The 16,119-nt window shown below is 64.8% G+C and carries 14 protein-coding genes; all 14 read left to right on the top strand.

What is annotated here, in order from left to right:
• Window positions 1-178 precede the first annotated feature (178 nt).
• A complete protein-coding gene (locus KDB76_RS14010) occupies window positions 179-1,363 on the top strand; it encodes an MFS transporter (protein WP_023660858.1) in 1,185 nt (394 codons plus the stop codon).
• Window positions 1,364-1,562: 199 nt separating this feature from the next.
• Window positions 1,563-2,528, top strand: a complete 966-nt coding sequence (locus tag KDB76_RS14005; protein WP_023660860.1) for an endonuclease — start codon at window positions 1,563-1,565, stop codon at window positions 2,526-2,528.
• A 146-nt stretch (window positions 2,529-2,674) separates the two neighbouring features.
• A complete protein-coding gene (locus tag KDB76_RS14000; RefSeq protein ID WP_013972563.1) occupies window positions 2,675-2,983 on the top strand; it encodes a hypothetical protein in 309 nt (102 codons plus the stop codon).
• Window positions 2,984-3,031: 48 nt separating this feature from the next.
• Window positions 3,032-3,583, top strand: a complete 552-nt coding sequence (locus KDB76_RS13995) for a YbhB/YbcL family Raf kinase inhibitor-like protein (protein ID WP_013972562.1) — start codon at window positions 3,032-3,034, stop codon at window positions 3,581-3,583.
• A 555-nt stretch (window positions 3,584-4,138) separates the two neighbouring features.
• The gene (locus KDB76_RS13990; RefSeq protein ID WP_015270260.1) at window positions 4,139-5,194 is read left to right on the top strand and encodes a 3-deoxy-7-phosphoheptulonate synthase; all 1,056 of its coding nucleotides are present in this window, start codon (window positions 4,139-4,141) and stop codon (window positions 5,192-5,194) included.
• 80 nt (window positions 5,195-5,274) lie between these two features.
• On the top strand, window positions 5,275-5,556 hold the full coding sequence (locus KDB76_RS13985) for a peptidylprolyl isomerase (RefSeq protein ID WP_003258780.1): 282 nt from the start codon (window positions 5,275-5,277) through the stop codon (window positions 5,554-5,556).
• Between the two features lie 11 nt (window positions 5,557-5,567).
• On the top strand, window positions 5,568-7,496 hold the full coding sequence (locus KDB76_RS13980) for an extracellular solute-binding protein (RefSeq protein ID WP_038409628.1): 1,929 nt from the start codon (window positions 5,568-5,570) through the stop codon (window positions 7,494-7,496).
• Window positions 7,493-8,551, top strand: coding sequence for a microcin C ABC transporter permease YejB (locus tag KDB76_RS13975; protein WP_013972559.1), 1,059 nt, complete (start codon window positions 7,493-7,495; stop codon window positions 8,549-8,551). Before KDB76_RS13980 ends, KDB76_RS13975 begins: the two co-directional genes overlap by 4 nt.
• Window positions 8,551-9,567: an ABC transporter permease gene (locus KDB76_RS13970; RefSeq protein ID WP_013972558.1), complete on the top strand. Its 1,017-nt coding sequence runs from the start codon at window positions 8,551-8,553 to the stop codon at window positions 9,565-9,567. Before KDB76_RS13975 ends, KDB76_RS13970 begins: the two co-directional genes overlap by 1 nt.
• A gap of 139 nt (window positions 9,568-9,706) precedes the next feature.
• Window positions 9,707-11,089: a sigma 54-interacting transcriptional regulator gene (locus KDB76_RS13965; protein WP_038409627.1), complete on the top strand. Its 1,383-nt coding sequence runs from the start codon at window positions 9,707-9,709 to the stop codon at window positions 11,087-11,089.
• 269 nt (window positions 11,090-11,358) lie between these two features.
• Window positions 11,359-12,750: a GntP family permease gene (locus tag KDB76_RS13960; RefSeq protein WP_038409626.1), complete on the top strand. Its 1,392-nt coding sequence runs from the start codon at window positions 11,359-11,361 to the stop codon at window positions 12,748-12,750.
• 10 nt (window positions 12,751-12,760) lie between these two features.
• A complete protein-coding gene (gene hbdH, locus KDB76_RS13955) occupies window positions 12,761-13,531 on the top strand; it encodes a 3-hydroxybutyrate dehydrogenase (RefSeq protein ID WP_013972555.1) in 771 nt (256 codons plus the stop codon).
• A 55-nt stretch (window positions 13,532-13,586) separates the two neighbouring features.
• Entirely contained in the window at window positions 13,587-14,066 is a 480-nt protein-coding gene (eco, locus tag KDB76_RS13950; RefSeq protein ID WP_038409625.1) for a serine protease inhibitor ecotin, read from the top strand.
• Window positions 14,067-14,152: 86 nt separating this feature from the next.
• Entirely contained in the window at window positions 14,153-16,108 is a 1,956-nt protein-coding gene (locus KDB76_RS13945) for an acetoacetate--CoA ligase (protein WP_038409624.1), read from the top strand.
• Window positions 16,109-16,119: the final 11 nt, after the last annotated feature.

Raw genomic sequence — 16,119 nt, 5'->3', positions numbered from 1 at the left:
CACCCTGCTCCGCTGCCACAGTCATTACGCAGATCTGCTGTGGGAGCGGACCTGCCCGCTCCCACAGGTGCTGCTTATGCCGCAGGTTCAGGAAGCCGGCCAGCTTCCTCGACGTCACCAGCACGGATTGACTATGATCCCGCCTTGAACGTTTCAGCATGTTTCAACAAGGATCCAGATGTCAGTTCAGGAATTACCCCCTCTCCCTAGCAAAAGTACCGTCGCGAAGATGGAAGCCGCCATGGCACTGGGCAGCTTTGCCATTGGCACCGGCGAGTTCGCCATCATGGGCCTGATGCCCGATATCGCCAGCAATCTGCAATTGAGCGAGCCCCAGGTGGGCCATGCCATCAGCGCCTATGCGCTGGGGGTGATGGTTGGCGCCCCGACACTGGCGATCATCGGTGCCAGGCTGTTGCGCAAGCACATGCTGCTGCTGTTGATGGCGCTGTATGCCATAGGCAACCTGGCTACCGCCTTTGCCCCCTCGTTCGGAGGCCTGGTCGCCTTCCGCTTCATCAGCGGCCTGCCCCATGGCGCCTACTTCGGCATCGCGGCGGTAGTGGCGTCGAGCATGGTGGCCAAGGACCAGCGGGCGGGGGCCGTGGCCCGGGTGATGATGGGGCTGACCGTGGCCATGTTGCTCGGCAACCCGGTTGCCACCTTGCTGGGCCAGTACTTCGGCTGGCGCTCGGCGTTCGTGCTGGTCGGCGCGATCGCCCTGTGCACCATCGCCCTGGTCTGGCGCTTCGTGCCCCAGCGCCACGATGAAGTGCGCAGCGACCCGCGCAAGGAACTGCAAGCCTTCACCCTGCCGCAAGTCTGGATGGCGCTGGGCATCGCCTCGATCGGCTTTGCCGGCATGTTCTGTGTGTTCAGCTACCTGGCGCCGACCATGTTGCAGGTGACCCAGGTGTCGCCGCAGTGGATTCCATTCGGCCTGGCGGCATTCGGCGTCGGCGGCATCGTCGGCAACATCGCCGGTGGCAAGCTGTTCGACCGCCTGCAGTTCCGCGCCGTCGGGCTGGTGCTGGTGTGGTCGATTGCCGTGCTGCTGTTCTTCAGCTTTGCCGCCCAGGCGCTGTGGAGCCTGCTGCTGGGCATTGGCCTGGTCGGCACCATGATTGCCCTGGCGGCGCCGTTGCAGATCCGCCTGATGGACATTGCCCATGAAGCGCCAAGCCTGGCGGCGGCGTCCAACCATGCGGCGTTCAACCTGGCCAATGCGCTGGGGCCGTGGCTGGGTGGCATGGCGATTACCGCGGGTATGGGCTGGACCAGCACCGGGTACATCGGCGCGGCTACGGCGCTGGTCGGGCTGGGGATCTACCTGGTGGCACGGCGGATGAAGGGTGGGCACTAAGGTTGAGGCCTGACAGATAGCGTGAAGGGGGCTGCCATGCAGCCCATCGCCGGCAAGCCAGCTCCCACAGAGACCGCACAATGCCTGAAATTTTCATGGGCAGCGACGACCCGCGCCGCCCACTAGTGTGGATCAGTGAGCTGGCCAGCCCCAAGGAAATGATTACAATGCATGCCCCAACCTGAAATATGTTTTTCCCATGAAATCACTGCTTTACGCCGTATCCTTACTGTTTTCCTTCACCCTCCCTGCCCTGGCCAGCCCGCCGGCAACCTTCACCGAGGCCAAGGTGGTGGCCAAGCAGAAGGTGTACATGGACCAGGCCAGCAGTGCCATGGGCGACCTGTACTGCGGTTGCAAATGGGCCTGGGTGGGCAAGTCTGGCGGGCGTATCGATGCCGCCTCGTGCGGCTACCAGACCCGCAAGCAGCAGAACCGCGCCGAACGCACCGAATGGGAACACATCGTGCCGGCCTACACCTTCGGCAACCAGCGCCAGTGCTGGAAGAATGGCGGCCGCGAGCATTGCGTGGATGACGACCCGGTGTTCCGCGCCATGGAGGCCGACCTGTTCAACCTGTACCCGGCAGTGGGCGAGGTAAACGGTGATCGCAGCAATTTCAACTACGGCATGGTTGCTGGCAATGCAGGGCAATACGGGCAGTGCACCACCAAGGTGGACTTCGTGCAGCGTGCTGCCGAACCACGCGACGAAGTGAAAGGCCTGGTCGCCCGCACCACCTTCTACATGTACGACCGTTACAAGCTGAGCATGTCGCGCCAACAGCAGCAGTTGCTGATGGCCTGGGACAAACAGCACCCGGTGTCGGCCTGGGAGAAAGAGCGTGACCGGCGCATTGCCGCGATCATGGGGCATGCCAACCCCTTCGTGACCGGGGAACGCAAATGGACCGCCAACTACAAGCCGGTCGGCAGTGGCGTAGTGCAGGCGGTGCCAGAAAAGGCCGCCAAGCCCGAATCCAAGCCGAGCCTGGCCAGTGCCGGGTCGGTGGGCGCGGTGCTTGGCAACCGCAACAGCCATGTCTATCACCTTTCCGTTGGTTGCCCGGGCTATACCCAGGTTACCGCGAAGAACCAGGTCACCTTCGCCACAGAGGGTGAGGCGCAGGCAGCGGGTTATCGCAAGGCGGGCAACTGCCGCTGATCGCCTTCCTCGGGGCCTGCGCGGCCCCCTTGCAATCGAGCGGGCTGCACAGCAGCCCGCAACAATGACCATCCGTCGCCCAGACGGCACCCCACTCCCCGCCCCCAGCCCAACGAATGACAGATCATCCGCAAAGGAGACGTTCCATGATCCGCATTCGCCCACTCTCACTCTGCCTTGCCCTTGCCCTGGCCAGCGTCACTGGCACCAGCTTCGCCGCCACCGACACAGCCACCGACAGCCGCCCGCAAACCGACCAGCACGGTGGCAAGACCGCCGGTGAAGACAGCAGCGTAAACAGCCCAGGCAGCAGCAAAACCAATGACAGCAGCGACACCGGCAGCAACAGCGATGCCGCCGACGGCGCCGCTGGTGGCTCGAACAGCACCGGCGAAGCAACCGGCTCCGGCGCCGGGCACACCGGTGGCACCGCCGAGGACCAGGACAGCCATTGAGGCCGGCCTGGGCTACACTGCGCCGGAACGCCCTGCCAAGGATTCACCATGAACCTCAAACCCTGGCTGCTCGCCGCCCTGCTGCCTTGCAGCGCCTTGGCCGTCGCTGGCAGCCAGGGCGCGCTGTCGATCAGCTCATCGTCGTTCACCGATGGCGGCGTGATCGCCTTGCAGCAGGTTGGCCCGGACCCGGCCTGTGGTGCTGGCGAAGAGCGCACCCCGCAACTGAGCTGGGACAACCTCCCCGCAGGCACTCAGTCGCTGGCACTGATCATGTTCGATCCGGACGGCGGCAAGGGTATTGGCGTGGTCCACTGGATCGCCTACAACATCGACCCGGCCCAGGATGGGCTGAAGGAAGGCGTCGCCGGGCTGACCGGGCAAGGCGTGACCGTGGGGCGCAACTCGCGGGGTACGCTCAGCTACCGCGGCCCCTGTCCACCCGCCGGCGACAACCCGCACCACTACGCGCTGACGCTGATCGCCACCGACCTGCCATTGGGTACCCTGCCCGAAGGCCTGGATCGCAGCGGCTTGCTGCAACTGCTGCAAGGCCACGCGCTGGGGGCGCAGAGCCTGGTCGGGCGCTATGGCCACTGAGCCTGGCCGTACCGGAACAATTAAACACCCCCATAGCATTTATCCATTGAATGGCCCAGTCGAACTGAAGTAAGCTCGGGCTCATTCACTGGAGAGCAACATGCCGAAACACACCCGCAACCACGCCAACCACACCGGTCGCACCCTGCGCCCTGTGCTGGCCGTTGCCGGCTGCGTGGCACCTGCCAGCTATTACTTTGGGTATTGGTTTAGCCACTAGGCGCCGATACCCACACGGCGCCCACCTTCGAGGGGCCGCCGAACATGAGAATACTCAAACCCCCGGTCGGCTCCCCGACCGGGGGTTTTGCTTTTCAGGCCTTTGAACAACACCGATTCACATTGAGGACAGATTCATGAACTACGCCACTTATTACTACGCAAACACCTACGCCTGGCGATTTAGCCAATCCCGTTCGGGCCAGCCTGCCGCCTCCGTTCGGTCTTCCACAGGTGGCAATGCAGCAGCCAATACGAATTCAACGATTTGTCGAACACCTCGATAGGGCCGACGACGCGGGCCAGAACCCGCCGTCCGCCCAGGGAAAAAATGCCATGCACGCTTCCAGCCTCGCCCTGACCCAGCCGCAAGCAGCCAACACCACCGTCAGCCAGCGCCTGCCCAGCCCGCACCTGCTCAAGCAGCAAATGCCGCTGTCCAGCGAACTTACCCAGCAAGTCCATGCCCACCGCCAGGCCATCCGCGACATCCTCGAAGGCCGCGACCAGCGCCTGCTGGTGATCGTTGGCCCGTGCTCGATCCACGACCCGCGCTCGGCCCTGGAATACGCCGACCGCCTGGCCGCCCTCAGCCGCGAAGTCGACGACAAGCTGCTGCTGGTGATGCGCGCCTACGTCGAAAAACCCCGCACCACGGTCGGCTGGAAGGGCCTGGCCTACGACCCGCACCTCGATGGCAGCGACGACATGCACGCCGGCATCGCCCTGTCCCGCGGGCTGATGCTGAACATGATCGAACGCGGCCTGCCGGTTGCCACCGAACTGCTGCAGCCAATGGCCGCCGGCTACTTCGATGACCTGCTGGCCTGGGCCGCGATTGGCGCGCGCACCACCGAATCGCAGATCCACCGCGAAATGGTCAGTGGCCTGGAGCTGCCGGTCGGCTTCAAGAACGGCACCGACGGCGGCATCGCCATCGCCAGCGACGCCATGCGTAGCGCCGCCCACTCGCACCGCCACTTCGGCATGGATGCGCAGGGCTACCCGGCCATCATCGAGACCTTGGGCAACCCGGACACCCACCTGGTGCTGCGCGGCGGCCACAAGGGCCCGAACTTCGACGCCAACAGCATCGCCATGGCCCGCCAGGCGCTGGCCAAGGCCGGGTTGCAGGCGCGGATCATGGTCGATTGCAGCCATGCCAACAGCGGCAAGGACCCGGCGCGTCAGCCGGCCGTTTTCAACGATGTGCTGGAGCAGCGCCTGGCCGGCGACCGCTCGATCGTCGGCGTGATGATCGAAGGGCACCTGTTCGACGGCTGCCAGGCGCTGGGCAAGGGCGCGCTGAAATACGGCGTGTCGATCACCGACGGTTGCCTGGGTTGGGCCTCGACCGAAACCCTGTTGCGCGAGGCGGCACAAAAACTCTAGGTAGCGGGACGCAAGCCTGGCGAGACATACCCTGGACAAGTGCGCTAGGCTTGCCTTTTTTACCCCAAGGAGCAGTACCCATGGCCCGTGCAACCGCCCGCCACATCCTGGTCAGCAGCGAAGAGAAATGCAACGAACTGAAAGCCCAGATCGAAGCAGGCGCCGACTTCGCTGAAATCGCCAAAGCCAACTCCACCTGCCCGTCCAGCCGCCAGGGCGGTGACCTGGGCTCGTTCGGCCCGGGCCAGATGGTCAAGGAGTTCGACACCGTGGTGTTCAGCGCCCCGGTCAATACCGTGCAAGGCCCGGTCAAGACCCAGTTCGGCTACCACCTGCTGGAAGTGACCAGCCGCCAGGACTAAGTAGCCAGTAGCTGCTCATGTCCCCTGTGGGAGCGGGTTCACCCGCGAAATCGCCAGATCAGGCAACGACGTTGCGTGAACGGACGCATTCGCGGGTGAACCCGCTCCCACAGGCCCTGTGTTACCTTTTTCTGCTTTGTTTTTCCTTCAATAGCCAGGCTGCACCCACCCACGCCCTCACCGTCTACGGCGAAGCCCCCCGTTACAGCGCCAGCTTCCAGCATTTCGACTACGTCAACCCCGACGCCCCCAAAGGCGGCATCCTGCGCCGCTCGGCCATCGAGATTGGCCAGTTCGACCATATCCTGCCGTACATCGACAAAGGCATCGGTGTCAGCGAGGTCGATGGCCTGCTGTACGCGCCACTGGCCGTGCGCTCGTTCGATGAACCCTACACCGTCTACGGCCTGATCGCCCGGCGCATGGAGCGCGGCCCGGAGGATGCCTGGCTGCGCTTCGAGATCGACCCGCGTGCCACCTTCGCCGACGGCAAGCCGGTGCGCGCCGAGGACGTACGCTTTACCTTCGAGCTGCTGATGAGCAAGGGCAGCCTGAGGTATCGCACCCAGTTCGCCGATGTTGCCGCCGTCGTGGTGGAAAGCCCACACAGCGTGCGCTTCGACTTCAAGCCTGACCACGGCCGCACCCTGCCACTGGACCTCGCCAGCCTGCCGGTTCTGCCCGAACACGACTGGCAGCAGCGCGATTTTGCCAACGGCGCCGGCTTCGACAAGCCGGTCGGCAGCGGGCCGTACCGTATCGGGAGCATCGACAACGGCCGCAGCATCACCTTCCAGCGCGACGCCAACTGGTGGGCGCGCGATCTGCCGGTCAGCCGTGGCCGCTACAATTTCGACAAGCTGCGCATCGAGTACTTCGGTGATACCGAAGTGGCGCGGCAGGTGCTCAAAGGCGGCGGCTACGACTACAACCGCGAATTCTCCGCCACCGCCTACACCCTGGGCTACAACGGCGCGCAACTGGACGACGGCCGCCTGCAGCGCGCCCACCTGGGCCCGGCCAAACCGCAGGTGGCCCAAGGCTTCGTGTTCAACCTCGACCGGCCGCAGTTCAATGACCGTCGCGTGCGCCAGGCGCTGGGCATGCTGTGGGACTACGAGTGGAGCAACCGGCAGATGATGCGCAACATGTACATCCGCCAGCAGAGCGTGTTCTCCAATACCCCGCTGGCCGCCCGCCAACTGCCGGATGCCGGCGAGTTGAAACTGCTCGAACCGTTGCGCGGCAAGGTGCCGGACGAAGTCTTCAGCACCGTGTTCACCGCCCCGGTCACCGATGGTTCGGGGATCATCCGCAAGCAGCAGCTGCAGGCACTGGCGCTGCTCGAACAAGCCGGCTGGCGCCCCGAAGGCGACCGCCTGGTGAACAGCCAGGGCACGCCGCTGGCGTTCACCTTCCTCAACGGCCAGGCAGGCATGGAGCGCCTGCTGCTGCCGTGGAAGCGCAACCTGGCCCAGATTGGCGTGACCCTGGACATCCGCAACGTCGATTCGGCCCAGTACGTCAACCGCCTGATGGCACGTGACTACGACATGATCGTCACCGGCTACCCGGTCACCCTGTCGCCTGGCGCCGAGCTGTACAACTATTTCGGTTCGGCGGCGGCCCACGACCCTGGGTCGAACAACCTGATGGTGCTGCAGGACCCTGCCGTGGACCGCCTGATCGACGGCCTGGTGCGCGCCGACACCCAGGCCGACATGCTGTACCACGCCCATGCCCTGGACCGGGTGCTGCAATGGAACTACTACTGGATCCCCAACTACTACCCACCGGGCAGCTCCACTGTCTGGTGGAACCGCTTCGGCCTGCCCAAGGTCCAGGCTGCCTATGACGAAGGCCTGGACACCTGGTGGGAAGTCAGCCCTGCCGCGCTGACCAACGCGCAAATGGCCGACCGCCGGAAATCCTCGCCATGACCACTTACATACTGCGCCGTCTGCTGCTGATCGTCCCGACCCTGCTGGCGATCCTGTTGGTCAACTTCCTGATCGTCCAGGCCGCACCGGGAGGCCCGGTGGAGCAGGCGGTGGCACGCCTGCAAGGTATCGGCGGTGGCGCTCCCGGTGCCCGGGCCGAGGTGGTGCACGGCGAGTCACGTGCCACCCGTGGCCTGGACCCGAAACTGATCGAGGAGATCAAGCGCCAGTACGGCTTCGACAAGTCCGCCCCCGAGCGCCTGTGGCTGATGCTGGGCCAGTACGCCCGGCTGGACTTCGGCAACAGCTTCTTCCGCGGCGCCAAGGTCACCGACCTGATCCTCGACAAGTTGCCGGTAACCCTGTCGCTGGGCTTCTGGGCCACGCTGATCACCTACCTGGTGTCGATCCCGCTGGGCATCCGCAAGGCGGTGCGCCATGGCAGCCGCTTCGATGCCTGGAGCAGTGCACTGATCGTGGTCGGCTATGCCCTGCCCTCGTTCCTGTTCGCCCTGTTGCTGATCGTGCTGTTCGCCGGCGGCACCTCGCTCAGCTGGTTCCCGGTGCGCGGCCTGGTCTCGGACAACTTCGACGAGCTCAGCCTGCTGGGCAAGGTCGCCGACTACTTCTGGCACCTGGTGCTGCCGGTCGGTGCCCTGGTGATCGGCGGCTTCGCCACCCTGACGCTGCTGACCAAGAACGCCTTCCTCGACGAGATTTCCCGGCAATACGTGGTTACCGCCCGCGCCAAGGGCCTGAGCGAACGCCGGGTGCTGTATGGCCACGTGCTGCGCAATGCCATGCTGCTGGTGGTAGCCGGGTTGCCGCAGGCATTGATCACGGTGTTCTTCGCCGGCTCGTTGCTGATCGAGGTGATCTTCTCGCTCGATGGCCTTGGCCGCATGAGTTACGAGGCGGCCGTGTCGCGGGATTACCCAGTGGTGTTCGGCACGCTGTTCATCTTCACCCTGGCGGGCCTGCTGATCCGCCTGATCGGTGACCTGTCGTACACCCTGCTCGACCCGCGTATCGACTTCGACGCGAGGGCACACTGATGCTTTCGCCGATCTCGCGTCGCCGCCTGCAACGCTTTCGCCGTAACCGCCTGGGCTGGGTTTCGCTGTGGCTGTTCACCGCCCTTTTGCTGCTGAGCCTGTGCGCCGAGCTGGTGGCCAACGACAAACCGCTGCTGCTGGGCTACAAGGGCGACCTGTACGTGCCGGCGCTCAAGCGTTACACCGAGCAGCAGTTCGGCGGCCAGCTGCCGTTCCAGCCAGACTACCGCAGCGCGTATGTACGCCAGTTGATCGAACAGCAAGGTGGCTGGATGCTGTTCGCCCCCATCCCGTTCAGCGCCGATACCCCCAACTACGACCTGCAGGTGCCCACCCCCAGCCCGCCGAGCGCGAGCAACTGGCTGGGTACCGACGACCAGGGCCGCGACGTGCTGGCCCGGGTGCTATATGGCACGCGGGTATCCTTGCTGTTCGCCTTCGCCCTGACCGTGGTCAGCGTGCTGATCGGGGTGGCGGCCGGGGCCCTGCAGGGCTACCACGGTGGTTGGGTCGACCTGGTCGGCCAGCGCCTGCTTGAGGTGTGGTCGGGGTTGCCGGTGCTGTACCTGCTGATCATCCTCAGCGGGTTCGTCGAGCCGGACTTCTGGTGGCTGCTGGGGATCATGGCGCTGTTCTCCTGGCTGACGCTGGTCGACGTGGTGCGCGCAGAGTTCCTGCGCGGTCGCAACCTGGAGTACGTCAAGGCCGCCCGAGCGTTGGGGTTGCCAGACAGCCAGGTAATGCTGCGGCACATCCTGCCCAATGCCATGAATGCGACCCTGACTTATGTGCCATTCATGCTGACCGGGGCGATCACCACCCTGACTGCGCTGGATTTTCTCGGTTTCGGCATGCCGGCCGGGAGTGCTTCGCTGGGAGAGCTGGTGACCCAGGGCAAACAGCACCTGGAGGCGCCGTGGCTGGGCTTTACCGCGTTCTTTGTGCTGGCGGTGATCCTGTCGCTGCTGGTGTTTATCGGGGATGCCTTGCGCGAGGCGTTCGACCCCAGGGGATAGGTTTTCAGGTCTGGCCTCTTCGCGGGTAAACCCGCTCCCACAGGGTCACCACAAATCCTGAGGCTGTGGGGTACCTGTGGGAGCGGGTTTACCCGCGAAGAGGCCGGCCCTGCTTTTACAGATTTCAGGATTTCTACCCATGCACGACAGCGACAGCCTCAAGGACTACCCCCAGGTACGGCAACTGGCGATCCGCTCGCTGTTCGAGATCATCGAGCAGTCCAGCGAGGGCACGGTAATCGTCGACCGCCAGGCGCGCATCGTCTGGATGAACGAGCGCTACGCCCGGCGCTTTGGCCTGGCCGACGCCGCCAGTGCCATCGGCCAGCCATGCGAGGCGGTGATCCCGGGCAGCCTGATGCGCGAAGTAGTGAACAATGGCCGGCCAATCCTGCTGGACATGCTCGATACCCCTAACGAGCCGCTGGTAGTGATGCGCCTGCCCATCCACGACGACCAGGGCGCGCTGATCGGTGCCATCGGCTTTGCCCTGTTCGATGAATTGCGCAGCCTGTCGCCGCTGCTCAAACGCTACTCCAGCATGCAGCAGGAACTGGCCTCGACCCGCTCGCAGTTGCGCGCTCGCCAGGCCAAGTACAGCTTCGCCCAGTTCGTCGGCAGCAGCGCCGCCAGCCTGGAGGCCAAGCGCCGCGCCCGGCGTGGCGCGAGCAGTGATTCGCCGGTGTTGCTGCTGGGCGAAACCGGCACCGGCAAGGAACTGCTGGCCCATGCCATCCATGCGGCGTCGGCGCGGGCGCACAAGGCGTTTGTCAGCATCAACAGTGCGGCGATCCCCGAAACACTGCTGGAAGCCGAATTCTTCGGCACCGCCCCCGGCGCCTTTACCGGCGCCGACCGCAAGGGCCGCACCGGCAAGCTGCAACTGGCCGAAGGCGGCACGCTGTTCCTCGACGAGATCGGCGACATGCCGCTGGCCCTGCAGAGCAAGCTGCTGCGGGTGTTGCAGGAAAAGGAATACGAGCCGGTAGGCTCGAACCAGATGCTGCGCAGTGATGTGCGCATCATTGCCGCCACTTCCATCGACCTGCAGGCCGCCATCGCCCGAGGGGCATTCCGCGCCGACCTGTATTACCGGCTGAATGTGCTGCCGATCGAGGTGCCACCACTGCGGCAACGGCTGGAGGACCTGCCGGCGCTGTGCGAGGCCATCCTGGGCGAACTGGGCAGCCAGTATGAGCTGGAGGCCGAAGCGCAGCAGCTACTGGCGCGGCATGCATGGCCGGGAAACATTCGCGAGCTGCGCAATGTGCTAGAGCGGGCCACGCTGCTGGCGGATCAGCCGCGGCTGGGGGTGGCGGATCTTCGGGCGGCATTGGGGCCGTTGAGCCCGGTGGCGGGTGAACCTATGCGGCAGACTTACCGTGAGGCCTGTGAGGCATTTGAGCGCGAGCTGATTGTTGGGGCACTGGCCGAACATGGGGAAAATGTGCCGGAAGCTGCGTCGGCGTTAGGACTGGGGCGGTCAACGCTGTATAAGAAGATGGTAGCGCTCGGTCTCTGAGTGGAGACTTTTGTTTCCATTTCGAGACTGTCGCGAGGGCTTTGCCCTCGATCGCGACACAAGGCCGCTCCTGCAGGAGATCGCGGTGCACATGTAGGAGCGGCCTTGTGTCGCGAGGGGCCGCAAAGCGGCCCCAAAATCTCAAGACAGAGACAAAAATTCAGAAGAAAACAAAATACCTATATAAATCAGTGAGTTAAAAACTGGCACGATTCCCGCTATCTCCTGCTCACCGATAAAAACAAGACTCACCCAGGAGACCCACCCCGATGACCGTGCTCATCGCCCTCGCCGCTCTGGCCCTGCTGATGCTGGCTGCCTACCGCGGCTACAGCGTAATCCTCTTCGCCCCCATCGCCGCCCTCGGTGCGGTACTGCTCACCGACCCGTCCGCCGTGGCCCCCGCATTCACCGGGGTATTCATGGAGAAAATGGTCGGCTTCATCAAGCTCTACTTCCCGGTGTTCCTGCTGGGCGCCGTGTTCGGCAAGCTGATCGAGCTGTCCGGTTTCTCGCGCTCGATCGTCGCCGCCGCCATCCGCGTGCTCGGCACCCGCCAGGCGATGCTGGTGATCGTGCTGGTCTGCGCGCTGCTCACCTACGGCGGCGTTTCGCTGTTCGTGGTGGTGTTCGCGGTGTACCCGTTCGCCGCCGAGATGTTCCGCCAGAGCAATATCCCCAAACGCCTGATTCCGGCAACCATCGCCCTGGGCGCGTTCTCGTTCACCATGGATGCCCTGCCCGGCACCCCGCAGATCCAGAACATCATCCCCAGCACCTTCTTCAACACCACCGCCTGGGCCGCGCCATGGCTGGGCCTGATCGGCACACTGTTCGTGTTCTGCGCCGGCATGGCCTACCTGCAGCGCCAGCGCAACAAGGCCCAGCGCGCCGGTGAAGGCTATGGCAGCGATTTGCGCAACGAACCGGAGACCGCTGCCGACCTGGCGCTGCCCAACCCTTGGCTGGCCCTGTCACCGCTGCTGCTGGTGGGGGTGATGAACCTGCTGTTCACCCACTGGATCCCGCAGTGGTACGGCCCAAGTCACAGCCTGCAACTGCCCGGCATGAGCGCACCGGTGCAAAGCGATGTGGCCAAGCTCACGGCCATCTGGGCGGTGCAGGCAGCGTTGCTGGTGGGCATCCTGATGGTGCTGGTGTGTGCCTTCGGCGCCATCCGCACCCGCCTGGCCGAAGGCACCAAAAGCGCCGTGGGCGGTGCCTTGCTGGCGGCCATGAACACCGCCTCGGAATACGGCTTTGGCGCGGTGATCGCCTCGCTGCCGGGCTTCCTGGTATTGGCCGACGCCCTGCGCGGCATCCCCAACCCACTGGTCAACGAAGCGATTACCGTGACCTTGCTGGCCGGCATCACCGGCTCTGCCTCGGGCGGCATGAGCATCGCCCTGGCGGCCATGGGCGACACCTTCATCGCCGCCGCCAATGCCGCCAACATCCCGCTCGAAGTACTGCACCGCGTGGCCGCCATGGCCAGCGGTGGCATGGACACCCTGCCGCACAACGGTGCGGTCATCACCCTGCTGGCCGTGACCGGGCTGACCCACCGCGAGGCCTACAAGGACATTTTCGGTATTACCCTGATCAAGACCCTGGCGGTGTTCGTGGTCATCGCCACGTTCTACGTCACCGGCATCGTCTAAGGAGCTTTGCATGACCCTCGAAGGCAAGACCGCACTCGTCACCGGTTCCACCAGCGGCATCGGCCTGGGCATTGCCCAGGTACTGGCTCGCGCAGGCGCCAACATCGTGCTCAACGGCTTCGGCGACCCTGCACCGGCGCTGGCGGAGATCGCCCGGCACGGGGTGAAGGTAGCCCATCACCCGGCCGACCTCTCGGACGTGGCCCAGATCGAAGCGCTGTTCGCCGTGGCCGCGCGCGAGTTCGGCGACGTCGACATCCTGGTCAACAACGCCGGTATCCAGCACGTGGCGCCAGTGGAACAGTTCCCGCTGGAAAGCTGGGACAAGATCATCGCCCTCAACCTGTCGGCCGTGTTCCACGCTACGCGACTGGCCCTGCCCGGCATGCGCACGCGCAATTGGGGGCGCATCATCAACATCGCTTCCGTGCACGGCCTGGTCGGCTCTACCGGCAAGGCGGCCTATGTGGCGGCCAAGCACGGCGTGGTCGGCCTGACCAAGGTGGTGGGCCTGGAAACCGCCACCAGCAACGTCACCTGCAATGCCATCTGCCCTGGCTGGGTGTTGACCCCGCTGGTGCAGAAGCAGATCGACGATCGTGCTGCCAACGGTGGCGATCCGCTGCAAGCGCAGCACGATCTGCTGGCAGAAAAACAACCGTCGCTGGCCTTCGTCACCCCCGAGCACCTGGGTGAGCTGGTACTATTCCTGTGCAGCGAGGCCGGTAGCCAGGTTCGCGGTGCCGCCTGGAACGTCGATGGTGGCTGGTTGGCCCAGTGACGAGCGGCCTGGGCCTGGCGGCGGTCTTGCATTCGTTTATCTGCAAGGAGGCCCTATGCGCCCAACCCCGATGACCGCGATTCTGGCCCTGACCCTGGCTGCCGCCGCACCCGCGATGGCAGCCAGCCTGAAGGACGTCGCGCCCTACCCCGAGGCGGAAAAAGGCTTTACCCGGCATGTCATCCACCTCCCGGCCCAGGCTGATGAGTCGACCTACCAACTGGAAATCCTCGCCGGCAAGACCCTGAAGGTTGACTGCAATCGTCAGCGCCTGGGCGGCAGCCTGGAGGAACGTACCCTGGAAGGCTGGGGCTACAGCTACTACCGCCTGGACAAGGTCAGCGGCCCGGCCAGCACACTGATGGCCTGCCCCGATGGCAAGAAGACCGAGGCCTTCGTGCCAGTGGTCGGTGAAGGCTTCATGCTGCGCTACAACAGCAAGCTGCCGGTGGTGGTGTATGTGCCCAAGGACGTCGAAGTGCGCTACCGCGTCTGGACCGCGTCGCAGGACGTGCAAAAGGCTAAAGTAGAGTAACGCGCAAGCCCCTGTTGCCAGGGGCTTCTTCGCGGGCGAGCCCGCGAAGGCGCCCTCGAATCCAAATGATCATCTGGAGGTTCGGCATGAACGATGTGCTCTGGCGCCCCTCCACGGCGCAGATCGAGGCCAGCCGGATGGATGCCTTCCGCCGCCGGGTCAACCTGCGTTACAACCTGCAACTCGACGACTACCACGCGCTGCACCGCTGGAGCATCGAGCAGCGCCCTGCCTTCTGGCAAACCGTTGCCGACTACTTCCACGTTCACTGGCATAACCCGCCAAGCCAGGTGCTCAGCGAAGGGCCGCAGATGCCCGATGCCCAGTGGTTCGCCAACGCCACCCTCAACTTTGCCGAACACCTGCTGCGCCGCCGTGACGACCGCCCGGCCCTGGTCGCTGTGCGCGAAGACGGCCAGCGTCAGCTGTTCACCCATGCCCAGCTGGCCGCCCAGGTGGCCGGCCTGCAAACAGCCTTGAAGGCCGCCGGCATCGGCCCCGGCGACCGCGTAGCCGCCATCATGCCCAATACCTGGCAGACACTGGTCGCCATGCTTGCCTGCACCAGCCTCGGTGCGGTGTGGTCCAGCTCCTCGCCCGAGTTTGGCGTGCACGGCATCATCGACCGCTTCGGTCAGATCGAGCCCAAGCTGCTGATCGCCTGCGCCGGGTACCAGTACGCCGGCAAAGCCATCGACCAGGTGGACAAGGTCAACCAGGTGTGCGCGCAGCTGCCCGGGCTGGAACAGCTGATCGTGGTCCCCCACACCCGTAGCGGAACGCGTGTCGACGAATTCCAGGCCGCCAATGTCAGCCTGTGGGACGAGTTCTATCAGCCCGGCGGCGAGCCCCGCTTCACCCCGCTGCCCTTCGACCACCCGCTGTACATCCTGTATTCCAGCGGCACCACCGGCGTGCCCAAATGCATTGTCCACCGCGCTGGCGGCGTGTTGTTGCAGCACCTGAAGGAACATGGCCTGCACAATGACCTGAAAGCCGATGACGTACTGTTCTACTACACCACTTGCGGCTGGATGATGTGGAACTGGCTGGTCAGCGGCCTGGCGGTGGGCGCCACGCTGGTGCTGTATGACGGCTCGCCCTTCCATCCCGGCCCCGAGCGGCTGCTGGACCTGATCGACGCCGAGGATATCCAGGCCTTCGGTACCAGCGCCAAGTACCTGGCGGCACTGGAGCAGGCGGGCCTGGAACCTGCGGCAAGCCACCGCCTGGCGCGCTTGCGCCTGCTACTGTCCACCGGCTCGCCACTGTCGCCACACAGCTACGACTACGTGTACCGCAAGATCAAGGCCGACCTGTGCCTGGCGTCGATGTCCGGCGGCACCGATATCGTCTCTTGCTTCGTGCTGGGCAACCCGACCCTTCCAGTGCGCCGTGGCGAGATCCAGTGCAAGGGCCTGGGCATGGCGGTGAAGGTGTGGAACGAGCATGGCCAGCCGGTGCTGGGCGAAAAAGGCGAGCTGGTGTGCACGCGCAACTTCCCGTCCATGCCGCTGGGGTTCTGGAAGGACACGGACGGCAGCCGCTATCACGACGCCTACTTCAGCCAGTTCCCGGGGGTGTGGGCCCAGGGCGACTACGCCGAACAGCGTGCCGACGGCGGGCTGGTGATTCATGGCCGCTCCGATGCCGTGCTCAACCCCGGTGGCGTGCGCATTGGCACGGCGGAGATCTACCGCCAGGTGGAAAAGGTCGAGCAGGTGCTGGAAAGCGTGGCCATCGGCCAGGACTGGCAAGGCGATGTGCGGGTGGTGCTGTTCGTTCGCCTGCGTGACGGCCTGCAGCTGGATGAGGCCCTGCGCCAGCACATCCGCCAGGTGATCCGCCAGTTCACCACGCCCCGCCATGTACCGGCGGTGATCGCCCAGGTCGATGACATCCCGCGTACCATCAGCGGCAAGCTGGTGGAGTTGGCGATTCGCAATGTGGTGCATGGTTTGCCGGTGAAGAACACCGACGCCCTGGCCAACCCCGAGGCGCTGGAGCAGTTCCGGGATCGCGAGGAGTTGCGCACCCCGTAATGAAGGTATTC

Source organism: Pseudomonas sp. JS425, assembly GCF_018223845.1.
Lineage (GTDB): Bacteria > Pseudomonadota > Gammaproteobacteria > Pseudomonadales > Pseudomonadaceae > Aquipseudomonas > Aquipseudomonas asiatica.
Note: the sequence above shows the minus strand (reverse complement) of the source record. Positions and strands in the feature narration are given on the sequence as shown.